Annotated in this window: 15 protein-coding genes; 4 read left to right on the forward strand and 11 right to left on the reverse strand. The window is 58.7% G+C overall.

Going from position 1 to position 22,237, the window contains the following annotated elements; genetic code table 11:
• Positions 1–45: 45 nt before the first annotated feature.
• Positions 46–1,413: a PQQ-binding-like beta-propeller repeat protein gene (locus HY011_06450; GenBank protein MBI3422562.1), complete on the forward strand. Its 1,368-nt coding sequence runs from the start codon at positions 46–48 to the stop codon at positions 1,411–1,413.
• 123 nt (positions 1,414–1,536) lie between these two features.
• Here the strand turns inward: HY011_06450 and HY011_06455 are convergent, their stop codons facing one another.
• Positions 1,537–4,749, reverse strand: coding sequence for a TonB-dependent receptor (locus tag HY011_06455; protein MBI3422563.1), 3,213 nt, complete (start codon positions 4,747–4,749; stop codon positions 1,537–1,539).
• Positions 4,750–5,219: 470 nt separating this feature from the next.
• Here HY011_06455 and HY011_06460 point away from each other — a divergent pair, with 470 nt between their 5' ends.
• Complete coding sequence (locus HY011_06460; protein ID MBI3422564.1) at positions 5,220–6,239, forward strand: methyltransferase domain-containing protein; 1,020 nt, start codon at positions 5,220–5,222, stop codon at positions 6,237–6,239.
• A gap of 93 nt (positions 6,240–6,332) precedes the next feature.
• Here HY011_06460 and rsgA read toward each other — a convergent pair whose 3' ends face one another.
• From rsgA to HY011_06480, 4 genes are all read right to left on the reverse strand, one after another.
• Positions 6,333–7,424 carry a ribosome small subunit-dependent GTPase A gene (gene rsgA, locus HY011_06465; protein MBI3422565.1) on the reverse strand — a complete coding sequence of 364 codons (1,092 nt, stop codon included), beginning with the start codon at positions 7,422–7,424 and terminating at the stop codon, positions 6,333–6,335.
• Between the two features lie 571 nt (positions 7,425–7,995).
• Positions 7,996–8,964 carry a substrate-binding domain-containing protein gene (locus tag HY011_06470; protein MBI3422566.1) on the reverse strand — a complete coding sequence of 323 codons (969 nt, stop codon included), beginning with the start codon at positions 8,962–8,964 and terminating at the stop codon, positions 7,996–7,998.
• Positions 8,965–9,103: 139 nt separating this feature from the next.
• A complete protein-coding gene (locus HY011_06475; protein MBI3422567.1) occupies positions 9,104–10,267 on the reverse strand; it encodes an alcohol dehydrogenase catalytic domain-containing protein in 1,164 nt (387 codons plus the stop codon).
• A 119-nt stretch (positions 10,268–10,386) separates the two neighbouring features.
• Positions 10,387–11,367: an NAD-dependent epimerase/dehydratase family protein gene (locus tag HY011_06480; protein MBI3422568.1), complete on the reverse strand. Its 981-nt coding sequence runs from the start codon at positions 11,365–11,367 to the stop codon at positions 10,387–10,389.
• A gap of 476 nt (positions 11,368–11,843) precedes the next feature.
• On the opposite strand from HY011_06480, the gene HY011_06485 reads away from it, so the two are divergent.
• On the forward strand, positions 11,844–12,686 hold the full coding sequence (locus HY011_06485) for an outer membrane lipoprotein-sorting protein (protein MBI3422569.1): 843 nt from the start codon (positions 11,844–11,846) through the stop codon (positions 12,684–12,686).
• Between the two features lie 39 nt (positions 12,687–12,725).
• Positions 12,726–14,999, forward strand: a complete 2,274-nt coding sequence (locus tag HY011_06490) for an MMPL family transporter (protein ID MBI3422570.1) — start codon at positions 12,726–12,728, stop codon at positions 14,997–14,999.
• Between the two features lie 87 nt (positions 15,000–15,086).
• Here the strand turns inward: HY011_06490 and HY011_06495 are convergent, their stop codons facing one another.
• From HY011_06495 to HY011_06520, 6 genes are all read right to left on the reverse strand, one after another.
• Positions 15,087–16,571: a hypothetical protein gene (locus HY011_06495; protein MBI3422571.1), complete on the reverse strand. Its 1,485-nt coding sequence runs from the start codon at positions 16,569–16,571 to the stop codon at positions 15,087–15,089.
• A 14-nt stretch (positions 16,572–16,585) separates the two neighbouring features.
• Positions 16,586–17,773, reverse strand: a complete 1,188-nt coding sequence (locus HY011_06500; protein ID MBI3422572.1) for a GNAT family N-acetyltransferase — start codon at positions 17,771–17,773, stop codon at positions 16,586–16,588.
• Between the two features lie 36 nt (positions 17,774–17,809).
• On the reverse strand, positions 17,810–18,655 hold the full coding sequence (locus tag HY011_06505) for a proline dehydrogenase (protein MBI3422573.1): 846 nt from the start codon (positions 18,653–18,655) through the stop codon (positions 17,810–17,812).
• Positions 18,652–19,881: a GNAT family N-acetyltransferase gene (locus HY011_06510; GenBank protein MBI3422574.1), complete on the reverse strand. Its 1,230-nt coding sequence runs from the start codon at positions 19,879–19,881 to the stop codon at positions 18,652–18,654. The genes HY011_06505 and HY011_06510 overlap by 4 nt, the downstream gene beginning before the upstream one ends.
• A 155-nt stretch (positions 19,882–20,036) precedes the next feature.
• Positions 20,037–21,122 carry a glycosyltransferase gene (locus tag HY011_06515; GenBank protein ID MBI3422575.1) on the reverse strand — a complete coding sequence of 362 codons (1,086 nt, stop codon included), beginning with the start codon at positions 21,120–21,122 and terminating at the stop codon, positions 20,037–20,039.
• A 126-nt stretch (positions 21,123–21,248) separates the two neighbouring features.
• Positions 21,249–22,007, reverse strand: a complete 759-nt coding sequence (locus HY011_06520; protein ID MBI3422576.1) for a WecB/TagA/CpsF family glycosyltransferase — start codon at positions 22,005–22,007, stop codon at positions 21,249–21,251.
• Positions 22,008–22,237: the final 230 nt, after the last annotated feature.

Here is a 22,237-nt window from a genome sequence, read left to right on the forward strand (position 1 = left end):
TCGGTTCATTCAATCCACCAGAAAAGCTTCAATTTAAGGAGCGCGATGAGCAGAACTAACAGCACCCGTTTTGCAGTTACTCTCTTTTGTTATCTGGTCAGCCTGAATTGTCTGGCGCAAACCAACTGGCCCCAATTTCGCGGGCCGCAAGCCAGCGGCGTGGCCGAAGGCAAAAACTTGCCTGATGAATGGGGGCCGGACAAAAACATCGTTTGGAAAACGGAGTTATCCGGACGGGGTCATTCTTCGCCGATCATTTGGGGCAATCGCATTTTCCTGACCAGCGACCTCGAAGGCGAGGTTATCCCCGGTCAAAAAGCCATCCACCACGTGCGTAACAAAGAAACCTGGGTGCATCCCGATGCATTGTCGGGCGACAAAAAACATACGTTGAAACTAATTTGCCTCGACCGCGATACCGGAAAAATTCTCTGGGAACGCATCGCGCACGAAGGCGCTGTGTTAGACGACCGGCATAAGAAAAACACCTATGCCTCGGGCACGCCAGTAACAGACGGCAAATTTGTCTATGCCTTTTTTGAAGCCGAAGGGCTGTTCTGTTACGACTTCACCGGCAAGTTAGTCTGGAAAACCAGCCTGGGCCAGGTTGCCAAGATGGGCATGGGGCCGGGCACCTCGCCGGTGCTTTACGAAAACCTGCTCTACCTGCAATGCGATCTGGAAGACGGCGGCGCGGGCGGCTTCCTGGCCGCCGTAGACAAGCGCACCGGCAAAGAGGTCTGGCGCGTCAGCCGCAATCATCGCAAAACGCACGCCACCCCCCTGATCGTGCAAAACGGCCAACGCACCGAATTGATTGCCAACGGTTGGGAGACCATCGTTTCTTACGACGCGAAAACCGGCCAGGAACTCTGGCAATGCGAAGGCGTTAAGGCCTGGGGCATTCCCAGCCCCGTCGCCGGGCACGGCATGGTTTTTCTGGCCGCCGGTTACCCCAGCAAACGCGCCATCGGCGTCAGGCTCGGCGGCACGGGCAAGCTTGATGGTACACCGAATGTCGTTTGGAGTTACACCAAAGGCACGGCCTATGTTACTTCGCCGATCCTTTACGGCGATTATCTTTACCTCGTTAGCGAAAAAGGCATCCTGACCTGCCTGGATGCCAAGACCGGCGAGATTAAATACGAAGGCGGCAGAGTCCCGACGCCTGCGACCTTCTTTGCCTCGGCTGTGGCTTTTGACGGCAAGTTATTCCTGACCAGCGAAGACGGCGAAACTGTTGTCATCAAAGCCGGGCCGGTGCATGAAGTGATTCGAACCAATAATGTTGGTGAGCCGGTGATGGCTTCTCCGGCCATTTCCAATGGGAAAGTGTTTATCCGTGGTGAAAAGCATTTGTATTGTATCGGTGCGAGTGAAAAGGGGAGTAACAAGCTGAGCGCGAGTAAATAACTGGTAAAGCACCGCGATTTGCCAACTTGTTGTATTCGAGTTGGTAAATCGCAAAGAAGGCCAGGCGACAAACCTAGAATTTGCTTGTCGCCTGGCCTTCTTTGTATTGATGATTGCCCAGCCTCAAAACAACAGCTTCACGCCGAATTGCACTCGGCGCGGACTTTGCGCCGACCGTATGCTGCCGAACGAGGGTGAACCCAGGAAGTTATCCGGCAGATCGAAGTTTACCGTGTTGAAGAGGTTGAAAAACTCCGCGCGCAATTGCAGGTTCAGATGTTCTTTCAACGCCGTATTCTTGACCACCGAGAAATTCACGTTCTTGTAACCCGGCCCGTCCAGCAGGTTGCGGCCTGCGTTGCCAAAGGTGCCGGGGCGCGAGAATTGAAAGGCTTGGGTGTTGAACCAGCGTTCAGGCGTGGGGTTATCGAGGCGCGCTTGGCCAATCAGGTTCGGGCGATCATTCGCGCCAAAGCCCAGATTGGAGCGGCCCGTGTTGCTGTTATCAATGTCCGACAACAGCGCGACGGTGAAGGGGCGGCCCGTCTGCAAGGTGATCACACCATACGATTGCCAACCCGCCAGGAAGCCTTTAGCCAAACCTTTCGCGCCTTTGCCGAAAGGCAGATCATAGGCGTAGCTCAACGAAAAACGATGACGCAGATCAAAGGCCGAGCGCCCGCGTTCGGCGCGCAGATTCAAACTGTCCTGCGGGAAATTTGGATCGCCCGCGCTGGTGAACAAGCCCGACGCGTTGTCTATGGATTTCGACCAGGCGTAAGACGACAACACTGACAGCCCGTCCGTCAGGCGTTGTTGGAAGCTGGCCTGCAAGCTGTGGTAAATCGAGTTCGCGCTCGATTCCTGATAGGTGATGTCTTCGTAACGCGGATCGGGGCGCAGGTAAGTAATCAGCGGATTGGGCAGCTTTGGCCCCGGACGCGGCTGATTGATGTCGCGCGCGGCGATCAGCTTGGTGCCTTTGCTGCCGACGTAGCTCAGCTCAAACAAACGGCTCGCGCCGAGTTGGCGTTGGATGCCCAGATTCCAGTGCTGCACATACGCCGTGCGCAAATCGCGTTGGAAGGCGTTGGCCGATTGCGGCAACGCGATAGGGAAGCTGGCCGGGAACGGATCGTTGACCAGCAGCGGCAACTGTTGCAGCGGGAAATAGAGCCGCAAATTGAAATATGGCGCGTTGAAATAGAGACCTTCGCCGTAGGCCATTGGCGCTTGGTCGTAATAGACGCCATAGCCGCTGCGCACGACGGTGTTGGGAGTTAGTGTCCAAGCGACACCAAGTCGCGGGGCGAAGTTATTCTTGTCCGCCAGATAACCAGCGCGCGGGACAGTGCCCGTGCCGACAGGCGTTAGCGTGCGCGTGCTGACGTCATACACATTGGCGCGGTCGTGGGCGTCCACGGCGGGCGAATTGAATTCGTAACGCAGCCCCAGCGAAAGGGTCAGATTGCGCCGGATACGCCAGCCATCATTGACGAAAAAATTATAGCTTTCGGTGCGCAAGGCCTGCGGGTTATCCACCTTGGCGCCGCCGGTGAAAATCGGCGCACCGAGCAACAAGTCGGCCAAGGCACTGCCCGTGATCGCCGGAATCGGGCGGCCGTTGTCATCCAAACGAAACGCCGAAAACGTCAGGAAGCCGCGTGATTGCACATCGCGGAAGGCGTTCTGCTGCGCTTTACGAATGTCTGCGCCAAATTTGAAAAGGTGCTGGCCGTGCGACCATGTCGCGGTGTCGAGCAGTTGGAAGACGTTGGTCACGCTGAATTGCGGGTTGTTGTATTCGTCGCCGATGGGCGAATAGCCGGTCAACGTGATGAAGCTCAAACCAAAATCGCGCGGCCTAGTCGCCAGGCTCGCCATGCCGACTTGCTGGTTGATGTTGCGGCCTTGATTCTCTTGGTTGACGCTCGACGACGTGCGGCTGAAGGCCAGGCGCACGTCGTTGATGAACGCGGAAGAGAAGATATGCGTTTCGCCGAGCATCAGGTTCTGTCCACGGCGCGGCACGTTGTTGCCGTAACCGGGAATCTGCGCAAAGTTCGGGCCGGAAAATGGCTCGAACAGCAGGCGATCATTGAAACTGTAACGCGCGGTCAATTGCGCCGCGGTGCTGAGTTGATGATCCAGCCGCACATCGAAGAGATCATTGCGGTCGCGTTGCGTGGGTGACGAAACGAAATTGGCGAACGGTGTGCTGCGATTCGGCAGCGGATAAAGCGCGGCAATCTTTGCCCCAACCGGATTGATAAAAAACGACGGCAGTTGATTGCCGGGAAAGGGAAAGCCCTCGCCCGGCTGGCCCGGCGGGATGACCGGTTTGGGCAATACGCTTTGCGAAAAATCGCCGTTACGTTCGGCCAGCGTCGGCACGTTGGTCACGCGCGTGAGGCCTTCGCGCAAACGTGTGCCTTCGTAATCGGTGAAGAAGAAAGTCTTGTCTTTGCGCACGGGGCCACCCAGCGAAAAGCCGAATTGATTGCGCTGGTATTGCGGCGCGGGTTCGTTGCGCGGCGCAAAGAAGTTGCGCGCGTCGGTGACTTTGTTGCGCAGAAATTCATAGGCGGTGCCGTGCAAACCGTTCGTGCCGGATTTAAGTACGACATTGACCTGCGCGCCCGCGCTGCGGCCAAACGAAGCGTCATAGGTGCTGGCGAGGACTTCAAACTCGCGCACGGCATCCACCGGCGGTTTGACGCCGAAGCCGTTGAGCTTGGGGTCTACGTTATAGACGCCATCAAGCAGAAAGTTGTTGGCGTCTTCACGCGTGCCGTTGATGTTGAAGGCGAAATCACCGCGCACCGAACCGGCAGAACCTTGGGCGGCGGGCGACGCGCCGGGGACGAGCAACGAGAACTCAAGGAAGTTGCGGCCATCCAGGGGCAAGCCCGTGATTTGAGGATTCTCCACAACAGTGCTGCGCGCGCTCGAACCTTGTTTCAGCAAGCCATACTCGGTGATTTGGACCGGCAGGTCGGTGGCAGCCGCGACATCCAATGACGCATCATGGCGGATTTCCTGGCCGACCGAAACGACGATGTCGACGACGTGGCGGCGAAAGCCTTTGCCTTCAATCGAAAGTTGATAAGCGCCAGGCCGCAACAACGTCAGGGCAAAATCGCCGCTTTGATTTGAGGTGACGGTGCGGGTTTCGTTGGTTTCCTGATGCGTGGCTTTGACCTGAACGGCAGGGATGACAGCGCCCTGGCTGTCAGTCACACGTCCGCGAATGGCGCCACGATAGTTTTGTGCCGAGGCCGGAAGGGCGAGCAGCAGCAGTGAGAATATGAGTCGCAGGAAAGAACCGATCTTCACGTAAAAGCCTTTCTGGATAGTCCGCCGCCGTGGACGTGTTGGGCACGTGTGCAAGGTGGCATTGGTTGAATTTCTGTAGTGCAGGAGATGACTCTGTATCAGCAATCGCGCCGCATCATACAAGCCGGATTGCCCTTGTCACAAACCGGATTTTGTTTTGTGCATGCGGTTGGTCAGCCTATAAGAACGTCACGCCGCGCGGTTGGGTTTCGGCCAACCTTGGGAAAAGCTGTCAAAATGCCAGAAACAAGGCGGCTGGGCGAACGTCGCGCAACCCGCCGAAGTTGCGCGACGTTCGCCGCTGGCTCCCAGGTGTCCCAAATGGCTCGTTAGTGCCTTGCAGGACGCACAAAAAGACGCTAAGGTCTGCCCCGTTTCAACGGGCGAAACATCTCATCAATTCAAATACTTTTCTGGTCAACTTACATTTGGCAACCGGCTTTCGGTTCTCTACTTCTGGGGGGGAGTTTATGAACGAGCAGGCTGTGGCGCCTTCGCCAGCACTGTTTTTTGAGGCGGTCAACGCCTATCAACGCACGGCCGCCATCAAGGCCGCCGTCGAATTGGAAGTCTTCACGGCCATCGCCGAAGGGAACTCTACCTATTACGCCGTCGCCGCGCGTTGTCGCACTTCGGAACGCGGCATGCGCATCCTGCTGGATTATCTGGTCATCATCGGCTTTTTGACCAAGTCCGGGGATCAATATGCTTTGACGCCGGATTCAGCGCTGTTTCTGGACAAGCACAAACCGACGTATGTGGGTGGCGCGATTGAATTCCTGCTGATGCCGGAAATGATCGAGGCGCACAGCAACCTGAGCGAAGCCGTGCGCAAGGGCGGCACGGTGCTGGGCGAGCAAGGCACCGTTTCGACGGAAAATCCGGTCTGGGTGAATTTCGCGCGCGCGATGATGCCGCTGATGATGCTGCCCGCACAGGGCATCGCCAAGATCGTCGAAGTCGAGCAAACGCGCCCGGTCAAGGTGCTGGACATCGCCGCCGGGCACGGCATCTTCGGCATCGCCTTTGCCCAAGCGAATCCGAATGTCGAGGTGACGGCGCTCGATTGGCCGAAGGTGTTGGAGGTCGCGCAAGAGAATGCGCAGAAATTCGGCGTCAAAGATCGCTTTGCCACGTTGGCGGGCAGCGCGTTTGAATTGGATTGGGGCAGTGGTTACGACGTAGTGCTGGTCACGAACTTCCTGCACCATTTCGATGTGCCAACCTGCGAAGCGTTGTTGCGCAAGGTGCACGCCTCGCTCAATCCCGGCGGACGCGCCGTGACGCTTGAATTCGTGCCGAACGAAGATCGCGTCACCCCGCCGCAATCCGCCGCTTTCGCGTTGACGATGCTCGGCTCGACCCCGGCAGGCGATGCTTATACGGCGGTCGAATACAACCTGATGTTTCGCAATGCGGGGTTTGCCTACACCGATTTATTTCCGGTGCCGCAAACCGTCGAGCATGTGCTGGTATCTGTGAAAGGATGAGGGATGAAGGCGGAAGGATGAAACAGAAGTTCCGGTTCATCCTTCCGCCTTCATCCTTCATCCTTCATCCTTCATCCTTCCGCCTTCATCCTTTCATTCATTTCCCCGTCGTTTCGCGCGTCCGCGTTCCTCGCCTGCCCGCGCCAGCTTCTTCATCTTCTGCTTTTGCTCGTTCAACTGTGCGTAAGACTGTTGCCGTTTGGTCAGGTGCGCGAGTTCCTGTAGCATCTTCTGGTAATTTTCCAGACGTGAACGCGTGAGCGTGCCGTCGGCGATGGCGGCGCGGATGGCGCAGCCCGGTTCGCGCCCGTGTCCGCAGTTGCTGAAGCGGCATTGCAAGGCGAGTGCTTCGACATCGGTGAAGACTTGTTCGATGCCTTCATCGCCTTCCCACAACTGCAACTCGCGCATGCCGGGCGTGTCGAGTACGAGGCCGCCTTGCGGCAGCAAGATCAATTCGCGGTGCCGTGTCGTGTGCTGGCCGCGTTCGTCGCTCTCGCGTACCTCGCTGATCTTTTGCCGATCAATGCCAAGCAGGCGGTTAATCAGTGTGGACTTGCCGACGCCAGAGGTGCCGACGATGGCGATGGTCTGACCCGGCGCAAAATAAGCTTGCACCTCGGCGACGCCTTGACCGTGTTTGGCGCTGATGGCGTGGACGGGCGCGCCGTTGCTGACGGCTTCCATTGCGGCGACTTTGCTGGCGACGTCTGCGCAAAGGTCGGCTTTGCTGAGCAGCACGACAGGTTTGACGCCGCTGTTGACCGCGACTGTCAGGTAACGCTCCATGCGGCGCGGATTGAAATCCTGATTGAGCGACGTCACAAGCAGGATGGTGTCAATGTTCGCGCCGACGACCTGCTCTTCGGTTTTGGCGCCGGCGGTCTTGCGCGTGAATTTGCTGCGGCGCGGCAGGATGGCGTGGATGCGCGCGCGCGGCTGATCGGGCCGTTTCTTCAACGCGACCCAATCGCCCACGGCGGGCAGGTCGGCACGACTCTGCGCCTCGTGCCGCAACTTGCCGGTCGTCTCGGCCAGAATTTCGCCTTCGTTGGTGAAGACGCGATAGAACTGGTTGTATTCCAAAACCACGCGCCCCGGGTGGCAGCCTTCTTCGGCGAAGGGTTGAAAGTGCGCGGCGAATTCTGCGTTCCAGCCGTAGCTGGTCAAATGCTCGAAACTCATTGCTGGTTATCTCCTAAAGTTGGTTGGCCTGGTTGATTTGCTTGGGTGGCGTTGGCGAGCGCGAGTTGGTTGCCGCACGCAAAGACACTTCCGGTGTCACGCGAAAGGCAAACGTAGTAGGGCGTGCGCGGGAACAAACAACTCACTGATTAGGAGACAGTCATAGGCGTTTTGTAAACGAATCAAAATGATGGCGCATTGTACGCAGCCGCGCGCGCCTTTTTCAAATGCAGCCGGAAGCAAGAGGGCCAAGGTCAAAGCGAGCGGTGGGCGACCTATGGAATGCGGGGACTCGTCAGCGCTTTTCGTTCTTGCCTAGATCGGATTTCATTTGCGTATATGGCAGGGCGTGCAATGTTGGTACGGTACCGCGCGCGTCAGCAAGCGGAGACGCCGCTGCTAAACCAGTTCGCCTTGCTTAACGCGCCGCTTGCTGACGCGCGCGGTACCGTATCGCTGCGCGGCTTTTACCTTACACCGAAGTGAAAAACCGATCTAAACGTTCGCGGTTCCGCTGAAATCTCAAGGGCGAACGCAAAGCGGTGACGAGTCCCACTCCATAGTGCGCAGGTTACTTCATCAACAAAGGCTGCATCTTGGGCGAATCCATATTTTCTTTGGTCAGCAACTCGACGCCGGTGTCAATGCGCCGTTCGGGTGTTTTCCCGGCCAGTTTATCCACGATGGTCTTGACGCCTTCGTAACCCATCTTGAACGGGTTTTGCAGCACCAGCGAATCAATCGCGCCGTCCTTTACGTCCTGGCCCAGCTTGCTGGTGTAATCGAAGCCGACCAGCCGCACCTTGCCGACCAGGTTGCGCTGCTTGATGGCCTGTACCGCGCCCACGGTCGAAGATTCATTTGACGCAAACAAGCCCGTCAAATCGGCATTACTGGTCAACACATCTTCGCAGGCGGCCAGGGATTTGGCGGCGCTGGCTTCGCCATAAAAGATCGGTTCGATGACTTTGATGTTGGGGAAATCTTTCTTGATGGTGGCGATGAAACCCTCTTCGCGTTCGTCGGTCGAAACCGAGCCTTTCTTGACGCCGAGCACGGCGACCTTGCCTTTGCCGCCGAGGATTTCGCCCATGCGTTTGGCCGCCTGCGCGCCGCCCGCGCGATTGTCGGTTGAAACGTAAGACAGATAGTTTTGCGTCGAGATGCCCGAATCAAAAATCGTCACGGGAATGCCGGCCTGTTGCGCCGCCGCGACCTTGGGCACCAGCGCGTCACCGTGCGAAGGCGCGAGCACGATGCCATCCACACGTTGCGTGATCATGTCTTCGACGATGCTGACCTGTCCGGCGTAATCGGTTTCTGAGGCCGCGCCTTTCCAGATGATTTTGACATTGAGGTCTTTGCCCGCCGCTTCGGCGCCCGCTTTGACAGTTTGCCAGAAGGCGTGCGAGACGCCTTTGGGAATGACGGCGATGGTCGGTTGTTTCTTGCTACCTGACTCGCTGCCTTTGTTACAAGCGGCCAGCAGCGCGAGGGCGAGTGAAAGGGAAATGCAGCAGAAGAGTTTTGCTTTGGTCATCAGTTGTCCTCAGAGGTGGTTTTGAGAAAGCATTGCCACAGAGTCACAGAGAAAAGACTTGAAAGACCGGGAAACTATCTCTACCGCTCTGTGACTCTGTGGCAATGCTTCCGGCATTTGCGTCAGTCCAATCTTTTCTTTAATCAAAAACTGCCACGCCCTTGATGAAATCCGCGCTGAAACGCTCTGTGGCAAAACCGCGCGGCACTTCTTCCAGCGTGTGATAGCGATGCGTGATGAACTTGGAAACATCTATGCGTCCGGTGCTCAACAGGTTCAACGCCTGACGATAGGTGCTAGGCCGGCCATCCGCTTCAAACCCGCCCGAAGCGCCGACGGGCGAAACGAACGTGGGTTCGAGGAACTGCACATTGTTGAGCACGCCCAGGTCTACGCCGTGGTGGCCGTGGCCGTACAGCAACACGGTCGCCTGTTTGCGCAACAGCCCCGGCATCTGTTTGAAGAGTTGCGCAATGCCTGCCGATTCGATCAGGTAATGAATGCGTTCGCCCTGCGTTAGGTCTTGCACGGCGGCAACCAGATCCGTATGCAGTGGATCAAGCGCCGCGCTTGCGCCGTAGCCCAACACCAACGCACGCCGCTGCGCGCTGGGTTCAGTGACGATCAGCGTGCCGTCAAAGCCGACGACGTTGCGCAGGTATTGCGTGAACAACAACCCGGCTGGCCCCGCGCCGCAGATCAGTACATTGCGAATCGGACGCTCGCCGCCGAAGGTGTAACGGGCTGTCACGGCGCGCATCATCGTCGTCGAGTGGATGATGCAACCCAGCGGCTCGACCAGTGCACATTGTTCCAGCGACAAGTCGCTTTCGACCTTAACGACATTGACGGCGGGCACGGCGATATATTCAGCCAGCGCGCCTTGCAAGCCGGTGATGCCGTGCTCGGCGTAATTGGCGCACTGATGCGAATTGCCCGTCGCGCAGTATTCGCAAAGCGTCTGCGCATAACTGTGGCAGTTCAAGCCCTGATCCACCGCCACGCGGTCGCCTACGTTCAAGTCACCCACTGCCGCGCCAAGTTCAACCACCGTACCGCCGAACTCGTGCCCCAGAATCAGCGGATGGTCAGCGAGCGGAATCGGGCGGCCTTGCGCGTCGGTGTTGTAGTTCGCCTGACCCAAAAAGATGTGGAAGTCGGTGCCGCAGAGGCCCACGCCGCCGACTTTGATCAGCACGTCGCGCGGACGTAACGCAGGCACGGGGATACTGCGCGTTTCCATCGTTTCGGGCGCGGTGAGCGCCAGAGCTTTCATTGAAGAGAGAGTGGAGCGTTCGTTCATCGCCATTTCAAATTTCAAATTGGAGATTGGGACAGTACCGCGCGCGTTAGCAAGCGGTGATCTAACGGCTCAGCCGCTAACTGTAGCACGCGGTACCGTCCCGAAGCTGGCGGCCCGCTTCAGGAATCCAAATCCTTCGTGTCCAAACGGTCTTCGCGTTGCAGCAATTGGAACCGTTCGATGGTTTCGCGCACGCCCGCGGCCAGCGAAGTCGCGGGCGGCAATTGCAGCGCCGCCCGAATCGCCGTGTCATCCAGTTTGGAAGGCATCGGAATCGGATTGGGTGCGCACGTCAATGTGCCTTTGGCCGCCGGAATAAGTTTTTCGATTTCGGTGATGACATCGGCGACGGCTTCGGTTTCGCCGGCGATGTTGAAGACGTGCGCGCCTGCGAGTTCGGTCGTCGCCGCGCGGATGAAGCCCTCGGCGCAATCGCCCGCGTATAGAAAATCCGTCTTGCCGCCAAAGCCGATATGATAAGGACGCCCGACGACGGCAGCTTTCATCGCTTTGGTCGGGCCGGAGGTGATGCCGAAATCGCGGCCTGCGCCGTAAACCGTCAGGGGCCGCAAGCCTACGCTATGCAAGCCGTGATCGAGGAAATAGACGCGCGCGTTGTCTTCGTTGCAGCGTTTGAACGCGCCGTAATGCGTCGCCATCTTGCCGGCTTCGTCTTCTTTGGCGGCGTGGCCTTCCTCGGCTTCGCCAAAGACGGCGGCGGAACTGGCGTAGGCGATGCGTTTGACCTGGCCGCTGGATTGGCGCGCGGCCTCAAAAATGTTGAGCGTGCCGACCACATTAACCATTGCGCCTAAACGCGGGTTGGCGCGGCAGACGGGCACTTGCACGCCCGCCAGGTGGATGATGTTGGTGATACCGTGATTATGGACGAGGCCGATGACGGTGGCTTCGTCGGTAATGTCGCCCGCGACGAACTGGGCGCGCGCGATTTCGTCGTCGTCCATAATCAGGCGCAAGCGTTGCGGATCGGCGCTCTGATCGAAAATTACGACCTTTACGTTTTGGGCTAACAGTTTTTTGACGACCCAGGCGCCGATGAAGCCGTGCGCACCCGTCACCAGAAACGTTGGAGTTGACATGCGTTGATTGCCTTTATGAATGATGTTTGTAGGAGCTTTTGTAAAGCCCGCGCATCATAGCACGCGAGGCGGGATTGCGGAACGCGCGGGATAAAAGTCTGGGGCAGTTTCAGTAGTTCCAAAGATTGGAGTGCAACGTAGACTTGTGGGACTCAAACAGATTCCTGATTCCTGGCTCCTGATTCCTGACCAGCTAAAAATGATGGCTGTTTTTCTGTTGATCAGGAATCAGGAATCAGGAGCCAGGAATCAGCCCCCAAGTCTGGCACTTCGCCACAAGCTGAAATTTGGAACTACTGAGATTTCCCTCGCCTTCTCCAGACTTCCTCCCGCTTGACGCTGATGCGCGGCATCGGTGAGTATGCCGGGCGTTTCCCGCTGCAACGTTCAACCATTCATGCGTAGGATCATAAGACTGTGCCGCTGCTGGCGCGAGCCTGCTGGCTGCGAGCAGTGCGAAAGAAAAGGACATCATAATGTTGCAACACCTGACCAAAGTGCTGCTGCTCGGCGCGGTTTTGTTGACCGCGTGTGAAAGCCAACCGAAACCCGCGCCGACGCCTGACCCGATTATGCAACCAGCGGCGCTGCCGGATGTGGCGCCCTGGCTCAAAAAACTGGCGACGCAAGACGGCGTCAAAGACGCGAGCGCCGAGATGCGCATGGAACTCGAAGAAGCTAACGGCAAACGCGCGCAATTGGAGTTTCAGTTGCAGCGCAAATATGGCGCCGACCACACCGCCACCTTTTTGAAAGTCAGCGCGCCGCGCGAAGATTCCGACAAAGCCCTGCTGGCTATCGAAAAACCTGAAGCAGCGACCGAAGCGACTTCCTATCTAGCCGGCTTGAAAAAGCTGGCGAAGCTGGGGTCGAGCAATACGCTCAGCTTCCACGATGCCAAAGTCACCGTGCAGGAGTTGCTGGGGATGGAACTGGGGCAATACAGCTTCAACGCGGGCGAACGCGTCACTGAGGCGGGCGTTGATTTGATCAAGGTGGAGGGGAAAGCGCCGGCCGAACGCAATCTGGCCTATCCGCGCGTGTTGGTCTATTTCAACGCGGCCAAGCAGCAACCCGCGCGTTTTGAAATTTTCGATGAGCGCAATGAGTTGGTAAAAACGATGCGCGTCGAAGAGGTCAAGCCCATTCAAGGCCACCAGACCCTGACCAAACTGGCGGTGGAAGAACATCAGACCAAACGCCAAGTGCGGCTGGAAACGCGCGCCATCAAATACGATCAAAACCTCAGCGACAAAATTTTTACCGAAGAAAATCTGAAAAGCGTGGTCACCAGCGCCAGCCAGCAATTGACGCAATAAGGGGGCGTGCCGGAGAGCGGAATGCAGCCAAAGAGTGAAATGCATAAAGATTCAAGCTTCGTGCGGTTCGTGATCGCCCATCCGCGCTTGCTGGTGCTGTTAGTCGTGCTGGTGACCGTCGCCCTGGGCGTTGGTTTGCGGCGCGGTTTGGTGTTGGATGTCTCGCCGCAAAGTTTCATCGAACACGCCAGCCAGGCGCGCCTTGATTTTGAACGCACGCGCCGCCAATTTGGCGACGACCGCGTGATGATCATCGCGGTCGTGTGCGACGATGTCTTCACACCCGCCAATTTCGCCAAGCTGCGCTCTTTGCACGAAAAGATCAGCGCGCTCTCAGGCGTGGCCGAAGTCCTCAGCCTGAGCAACGCCCCTTTCGCGCACAGCCTGGCCGAAGGGGCGGCGCTGGAGAAACTGGTTCCCGCCGGCCCGCTCGATGCGGCGCGCTTGCGTGAGGCGCGCGAACTCGCCACGCGCGACCGGCTCTTTGCTGGCAACCTGGTATCGCCCGATGCCAAAACGGCGGCGCTCAATGTGTTGTTCAAACCGACCCTGGCTTCCGAAGAGCAATATCAGTTCACCGAAATCATTTACGACCTGACGCAGCAGGCGGGATTTGCCGCCAATTACTTCGCGGGCGATCCCTATTCGCAATGGCGCAGCATCTCGACGATCAAGCGTGATTTGAAGCTGTTTTTGCCGCTGACGCTGATTCTGATTGCGCTCTTGTTGTGGCTGAGCTTTCGCTCGCTCGCGGCGGTGTTGCTGCCGTTGCTGACGATTGGCATCGGGCTGATCTGGCTGCTGGGATTGATGGCCTGGCTCAAGGCGCACTTCACGATTTTGGCCTTGATGTTGCCGACCTTGATGCTAGCGATTGGTTGTTCTTACCTGATTCACGTGCTCAATCAGATCGGCATCGAGGCAGCGCTGACACCTGATCATCCACCCGAACAATGGATCGCCCAGGCCTTACGCTTTATCACCTTGCCCGTCGTCGTTTCGGCGCTCACGATCCTGGCCGGATTTCTCTCGCTGGCGTTTACCAAAATTCCCGCCATTCGCACGACGGCGGTTTATGCCGCCATCGGCGCGTTGATCACGATGCTGCTGTCCTTGACCTTTGTCCCGGCGGTGCTGCTCTTGTTGAAGCAGCAAGCCAAACCCCTGCGCATCGGCTTGGCGGGCGGCCTGGTGCGCCGCTTGGAGGCGACGGGCAAGTGGGCCACCGATCACCAAAATTTTTTGTATGTATTGACCGCCCTGATTGCGGTAGTCAGCGCCATCGGTGTCGGGCGCATTCAGGTTGAAATTGATTACTTCCACTTCTTCAAAGCCAATTCCGAAACCACGCTCAGTTTGGAAGAAGTCAATCGCCGCTTGGCGGGCGTGGTCACGATTGATCTGGTGATCGAGGGCCAGCAGCCCGGCGCTATTGAAGACGCGCGCGTGCTGCAACGCATTGCGGAGTTACAAGCCTTTGCCGAACGCCAGACCTGGCACGGGCAGGGCATTGATCATTCGCTTTCCATCGTGGATTTCATCAAACATTCGAACCGCGCCTTCAATCACAATGACGAACGGTTTTACAGCCTCCCGACTGACAATCGCGTGATTGAGGAATTGCTTTCCGAGCGTGATCAATTGAAAAGCTTTCTCACCCGCGATGGCCGCAGCGCGCGGATTTTGATCCGCAGCAATCTGTCCCGTTCCAGCCTGATGGCCCAGGTCTTACCCGAATTGGAAAAGAAAGGCCGCGAATTACTGCCGGAGTTTCGCGTCTATGCTACGGGCACTTTTGTGTTGCTCAACCGCACCTCCGATCAGATTGCTGGTGAACAGGTGCTGAGTATCTCGCTGGCCCTGGTGACGATTTACCTGATGCTGTCGGCGCTCTTTCGTTCCTTGCGCGTGGGTTTCACCGCCCTGGTGCCCAATCTGATTCCGGTGCTGTTCTTTTTTGGCTTTATGGGTTGGCGGGGCATTCCGTTAAATCTGACGACCAGTCTCGTCGCCAGCGTCGTGCTGGGGTTGGCGGTGGATAACGCCGTGCAATTCATCGTGCGCTTCCGCCGTGTGCAGCGCGAAGATTCGGACTTGCAACAGGCGATCATCGAAAGCATGCGCTTGTCGGGCCGACCCATCATTTATGCCAACATCGCCTTGGCCGTGACCTTTGCCATCTTTGCGCTTTCGGATTTCGAGCCGGTCGCTTCCTTCGGCCTGCTCTCGGCGATTACGATCCTCGGCTGCCTGATCGAAGACTTAGTGCTGTTGCCCTCGCGCCTGACCTCACCGATCTTTCGCGCCAAGTAAGCCACGCTGTTTCCGCCGCAGATAAACGCAGAAAAACGCGGATCACCATTGGCTTGATCCGCGTCTTTCTGCGGCTAAAATCTCGCGCTACTGCGCAAACCGCGCCAGCACATTGCGCGTGATTTGTTGTGCGGCCTCATTCACGCGATAGGGATGTGACCACCACGCAAAATAATCGTCCAGCCCCCACGACCATTGCATGCTGCCGGTGGCGAAAACATTCGCGCCGCTGCTGTGCTGATAAAGCGCCATATCCGAAGCGCCGGGGCCGTTCTCGTCCACCAACGGCGAATGCGCCAATTGAATCACATTGGCCGGGCTGACGCCGGGGATGTTGTAAATGCGATCCGCTTCGTAGCCGCATAAACCAGGCAGCGTGTCGCCGTTGCGCAGCCCCGTATTGGCAAAGACCCAATGGTTGGCATTGCTGATGACGATGTCGGCGTCCACTGGATAGTAAGCGTATTGCAAACCCAACAGCGCCTCTTCGGCGCGATTGACGATAGGGTCGCGCCAGGTGGTCGTGGTGTATTTGCGCTTCGTGGCGTCGTTGTAAAAGGGGTCTTGCGCATACGCGCCCTTGTAACAAACCTGCGTGCGATTGGCCGCGCCGTTGTAGCCGTTCTCCAAGCGGATTTGCCAATACGCCGCGTTTGACGTGAAAAAGCCCAGGTGCTTGCCGCCATTGCGTCCCGCTTCCAGGCGGTCGCGCATTTGCCACGACCAGTATTCATCGTGGCCGACCGAGAGAAAGGCTTTGCAATTGCTGAGTTGGTTCGCGCGCGCGTGCGTGTCAATGTTGGTGCAATAGGCCACGTCGAAACCTTCGCGTTCGAGAAAGCGCAGCATGTTCAATTCCCAGCCCGACCAGTCGTTGATCAGATCGCCCGTGCCCCAGCCGTCACTGTAGGGCCGGTTGAACGAAACCTTGTAAGCGCGCTGGTCAAAAGTGCTGTTGAAATCATAGAGCGATTTGCCGCCCCAGCCGTTGTAGGCCTGCATCGTCGTGACGCTGGATTGGAACAAATACGGCGCGACCCGCGCGTCATCGCGTACGACAAACGGGATGTAGCGTTGCGGGCCGGTGTTGGCCGTTAGTTTGGCGACATAAATCCCGCTGGCCCAGTTGGTGGCGTCGCTGGTGTTGGGGATGGTCAGCGTATACGGACTCGTCCAGCGGCATTCGACCAAGCCCGTGCCGGCGGTGGGTGTGGGGATGTTCTGCCGCACGCCGTTGCGCGTCACGGCGTTGGTCATGCGCCGTCCGCCCGCGCCGTTGTACCAACCCAGACGGAAGATTTCGATGGTGTACTTGCTGGCCGTGGTGTTGACGTAAAAGCTAATGCTGCCGCCGCGTGGGACGCTGTCCTTGCTGGCGTAGCCTTCGATGACATTGTGCCCGGACCAATCATCCAGCTCCCACTCGGTGGTGCCGGGTTTGTTGTTTTCCAGCGTGATGGGATTGTCGGCAACCGCGCTGGCCGCGTGGCCGCGTTGACTGGCGAGTGACAGCCCGACCAACGAAGCGGCGGAGCTTTTGAGGAATTCTTTGCGGGTAATTTTTTTGGTCATGACACTTCCTTGGTTTAGATGTGGTTGGGAGCAAAGCTCTGTTGGCGGCGGGCCACGCGCACGCGCTTGCGTAACGTGGCGGCCAGGGGCGCTGGGAGCGCCTGCTTGGCAAAGTCGCGGCAGCGTTGCCAAAGTTGTTCCTGGGCGAGCAAAAAGGTGGCGGCGGCGCTGCGGCGTGTGAGCGTTACGTGTACCGTCGCGCGGCTGGTGTTGGCCCAGTCGAATTTATAGCTCTCGTCGCCGCGTAAAAAGTCGTAGCGTTGCAGGCCGCGGGCACAGGCGGCTTCGATGGAAAGACCGAGCAGCACTAGCCCCGGGCTGGCGTGTTGCCAAGCCTGGTCGTAACCCGAGTTGTAGTAACAAAACTGCTTGCCATCATCCAGCCCGTAAATCGAAGCCACGCACTGGCCCGCGAGCCACAATTCTTCAAAGCGCAGCAGCCTAGTTTGAGCCAGCCGTTGCGCCAGGTCTTGATGGAAAGCGCGCAAGGCGTCGTGACCGCTGAAATCGGAACCGCCCTGCGCGGCCCAACGCGCTTCGTGCAAGACAAGGAAGCGTTCCAACGCGGCGTCAACCTCGTCTGGCCGCGTGAGCGCGCGATAAGCAAAGCCCTCGTATTTGCGCGCCTGTTTCAGCCGCCGTTTGAAATTGTCGCCACGCTTGCACTGTTTCAGCAGCGCCGGCCAATCGCCCTTCAATTCGATTTGCGGGCAGTCGTAACGCGGCTCAATGCGTTGGCGAATGTTGCCCGCTTGGGCGAAACAGTTTGTCAGGCTCACTAGCGTTGGCGAATCCGCCGCCAGCCCGTCCAGTTCCAGCAGATCGAATTGCCCGGCTTGTGAGAGATGCGCCAGGAAGGCGTCAGTTACTGCCGCCGCGTGTTCAGGCCGCACCAGCACGTCCAGGTAATCGGCTCCGCCAAACCCCGCGCCCAGCAGCGACAATTTGCGGAGTTGGTTCGACACGCCCAGCAGCGGCAGTGTTTCAACGCCCAGTGCCAGCAAGCCCACCAGTTTCCCCGCAGCACGTGCGCACAGCAGGTAAGGCGTGCGCGTATGGTTCAATGAATGCTGCCAAGCTGAGAGCCATTCCCACGAGAGAAAGGGCGTCATGTTTGCTGCCTGATAGAGTTCCTGCCATTCCGGGCGGAGCGTTGCAAAGGCGCTGGCATCTTCAAAGACTTCGATGGATAAGTTGTTCATGCGATTTCCTGTTTGAGCCGCTCTTTGAAAATCTCGCTAACTGGTTTGCAGCGCGTCACGCATCACCCACCACAAAACGCGCGGGTTCCGGCGCACTTGCGACAAGCGATAGGGCAGCCAGGCTTCGCCGTAAGGCACATACAAACGCACGGGCACGTTCAACGCGCGTGCCACTTTCAGCAGCGCCTTGCGGGGCAAGCCGTAAAGCAATTCGATTTCGCAGGGCGTGCCTGAGGCGCGCAACAATTGCACCGCTTCGCAGGCCAGAAACGGATCGTGCGTCGCAACGGCGACGTGTTGGGCACGCCCGGCCAGCCGTTCGATCACGGCCATGAAACCCGCGCGCGGATCGAGTTCAGGCTGTTGCGGGTCGGCCCATTGGCCTTTGACTACGCGCACGCGCAAGCCCAACTGGATGGCCTGCTCGGCATCCGTCAGGCTGCGTTGCCAGCGGCCCGGCAGGGTGCAACCGACTTTGGGCGTTTGTTGGCGCGCCGCCGCAATCAACTCAAAAGTACGGTCGGCAACTTCCGGCCCCAACGCATCGAAGTGCAAACCTAGATTGAGGCGGCGGCCTTGTTCGGCCAATTCGATGACCAGTTCGTTTGAGAGACCCAGCGCGGGCGCTTTGATCGAGAGGTAACTGTTCAAGCGCTCGTCCGCCAAGACGGATAGCGCGCTCAGATAGGTGTCGGCGACAAAGCGGGGCGCGTCGTGGTCGCTGTTCCAATAGGCGATGGTGTTGCTGACGCCTTCGCGGGCGAATTGATGACAGACCCGCACGGCGCTGGCTAATTCGTCTCCGGCCACGTAAGCGCGGCTGGCGCGTTTGTTGAAGGCTTGCCAGCACGAATGCAGTTTGCTTGCGAGTGCAGTTGTCATGCCGCACCTCCGGGTTTCTGTTGTGACCGCTCCTGCCACTTTTCTTTCAGTCGTTTGAGCAGGACGCGCGCGCCATCGCTGGCCAGTTTGGCTGCGCCTGAGAGGTTGAAGGGATACGCGCGCAAGGCGACGCAGGGGCGTTCCAGCTTTGTCCATTGACTCGTCCAGGGTTCGGCGGAGCCGAGCAGTTCATAAGATTGCAGGCCGCGCGTGGCGGCATAGCGCACGCTGTAAAGCATCAGCAAAGTGCCGGGCGAACAGCGCGCGTATTTTTCGTCGTAGCCAATCTTGAGCAGCCAGAAACGCTGGTTGTATTCCAAAGCGAATTGCATCGCCACGGCGCGCCCATCAAGGCGCATAAAGCAGAGGCGCAGATGTCCTTGCTCGGCTGCCGCGATGGCGTAGCGGCGGTAAAACGCGCCGCGTGTGGTGTCGCGCGAAAGCGCCGTGCCCGTGGCGCCTTTCCATCCCGCGCATTCGACGGTGTATGCCTCTTCCAACAGCGGTTCCAATTCGTCCGGCGTGGGCGCGCGCATCTCGTAACTGACCGCGCCAAACTGCTCGGCGTGCCGTTGCGCGCGCCGGAAATCAGAACGGCGGCCTGCATTGAACTTCAGTTCGGGTTCGCACCAACTCGCGTCCAGCGGCAGCGACGGTGTTGGCGCTACCTCAGCGAGATGTAACCAGGCACGTCCGGCAAAGGCTTTTTGCAAGGCGGGAATGGTGGGCGAATCGGCGGGGAGACGGCCTAACCGCAGCGGCGTGCCCAGCGTCGCGAGTTGCGCGGCCAGTGTTTCCAGCGCTGGTGCATTCGCGTAAAGCAAATCAGTCGGTTCATAAAGCTCAGCGACGCCGAGCATTTCCAAATGCTTCAACCAGCCGCCATGTTCGACCAGCGGCGCAATGGCTGACGGCGCCGCTTTGTCGCCCGTTGCGATTACGCGCAGTTTGTCGGCCGTATTAAAAGCCGCCGCGCACGCGCGCGCCCAGGCGTGGCTTTGCATCGGGCTGGCCGCGTGCCCGGCTTGTGCGGAAAGGGCCTCCCACGCCGGAGCCATTTGCGTGAGGGCTGCCACAGTTTCGCTTTCCCCGGTGGATGCTCGCACAGTTGCCTGGTCGTCGAGATGATGTTGCAGCAGCAGGGTGTTTTGTTCAGCGAGTTGCACGTGATTGTCCTCGTGTTTGAATGAGTGTCCGCAAGACGGAATCGCTAGATTGTTTTTCACTTCAGTGTGCGGGAAACCCCGCAGTGCGGTACCGCGCGCATGAGCAAGCGGGTGTCAAGCTTGTGCCATTGGCCGAACCGCCAAACCTCCGCTTGCTCACGCGCGCGGTACTGCACCGGCGCCAACTGCTTCCATAAACGCAATTGCAAACTGATCTAATTGGGCAGCACGACCGGGCGCGAATACGCGATTTGCAATTCGGGTTGCGCTGCATTTTGAACGGGCGGCGCTGCGAGCGTTTCAGTGTTGCTCGCGCGGTCAAGGCCCGGTTCGATGACATCGCGTGGATAAGCAGCAGGCGCGGCGAGTTGATGGACGAACAGTCCCGACAACAGTCCGAGGCCGATCAACACGTGTATGCCTACATATTCGACCGGCCCGGCGAGGCTGCGCTTTTTCAACGTCACGGCCAGCATCCAGAGGGCCAAGAGCGCGAGAAAAGGCCAGGCGTAAGTTGTCTGGCCCAACGCCAACAGCGCGAGGCCGGGACTGAGCAACAATGTCAGCAAGCCAAAGAGCACTGTCGCGCGTTGTTGTTCGCGGCAGAATTGCCAGCCACAGCCGTATTGGCAGGCGTAACGCCACGTCAGGCCCACGCCGCTGACACGCCCCAAACGCAGGTTGCGCCACATGCCGCGCAATTGAGAGTGACCGCGCCGATGGCTGCCCATCGGGAAAGGCAGGTGCAGCAACTGCCAATTCGCTCCGCGCAAGCGCAACGCCAGTTCGGCTTCCTCTTCAGAGCGCAAGTGCGGATTGAATGGGCCGACCTCTTCCAATGCCGTGCGCCGATAGGCGGCAATGCCGCGCAGGGTGGTGAGCGGTTTGACGACGGCGGCGCGTTCCCCGACGAAGGGGATTTCGCGGCCTTGTGCGTCGAGGTCGTTCAGGTATCCCGCCACGCCCGCGACAGACGGTTCCGCAAAAAAGGCCAGCGCGCGGCTCAGCCATTGCCGTTCGATGATGCAATCGCCATCCACAAACATCAGCAATTCACCGCTGGTGTGATGAAAGCCGATGTACCGGCCCGCTGCCGGCGTGTGCTGCCATTCCGGGCGCAAGGCCAGCACGCGCACGCCGAGCGCTTGCGCAATCTCGACCGAGTGATCCGTGGAAGCGGAATCTACGTAAACGATTTCAGCATTGCCGATTTCCTCAGCGGCGACCAGGACGGAGCGCAAACAATCGCCCAGATGGGCCTCTTCGTTCTTTCCGATCACGACGATAGAAAACAATTTCACCTCAGAACCTCAACTGGTACGGCAGGCTGGTGAGCCTGCCGCGGCCTCAAACACAGACGTACAAGAGTCGTTGGCTGCTATTGGCCTTTATCCCTCAGCAGGCTCGCAGCCTGCTGTACAAATGGCTCAACGCAGCAGCCGTTGGCGCGCGACTTCGGCGAGCAGGTGCACGACGAAGGGGCTGTCTTCGACCAGATAGCGTTTGCCCAACCGGCGCGGCTCTTGCAGCATGCGATGGAACCATTCCAGGCCGTTGTTCTGCATCCATTGCGGTGCGCGCGGTTTGTCGCCCGCGATAATGTCGAGCGCCGAACCGCAGCCGATGCCGACGACCGCGCCGCATTCGCGCATGTTCTGTTTCAGCCAGCGCTCCTGTTTGGGCGCGCCCAAGGCCGCCAGCACGATCTTGGCGTTGACCGTTTTGATTTGCCGGTTCATTCCGGCCAGGGCCAGGTCATCCAATTCAAACGGCGTCGGGATGGCGTAGACGGCGGCGGACGGAAAACGTTCGCGCATCTGGCGGGCGGCGCGTTCGGCCACGCCCGGTTCCGCGCCCACCAGCGCGACGCTGCAACCCAAATCCGCTGAAAGCTCGGCGCATTTCCAAACCAGATCGGTGCCGTTGACGCGCCCGCGCAAGGGTGTGTCTAACAGCGATGCCGCCCACAGAATCGGCACGCCATCGGCGGTGATCAGATCGGATTGCCACAGCTCACGCGCAAACTCGGGATTGCGTTTGGCCTTCATCACAAAATCAATGTTGCCGGTGACGATGTGCAGCGGCTGATTTTCCAGCACCGCGCGCCGCATCAGCGCGACCGTCTCATCAAACGAGACGGCATCGAACGGGCAACCCAGTACGTCAATTCGTTTCAGTGTTTCCATTGTTATCCCTCGAAAGTTGGGGGGGATTACAAGGAAAGAGCAGGATTGTTCATTGTTCATTTGTCAGCGCGGTTGCTTAGATCAGGTTTCAATTGCGTGTACGGGAGCGCGCGTAGCACCGGGACGGTACCGCGCGCGTGAGCAAGCGGCGCGTCACGGCTAGCGCGATGGGGCAGCGGCGTAGCGCTCCGCTTGCTCACGCGCGCGGTACCATCCCACTTCGCGGCTTT

This window comes from Acidobacteriota bacterium (assembly GCA_016196035.1).
In the GTDB taxonomy this organism is placed as follows: domain Bacteria; phylum Acidobacteriota; class Blastocatellia; order RBC074; family RBC074; genus JACPYM01.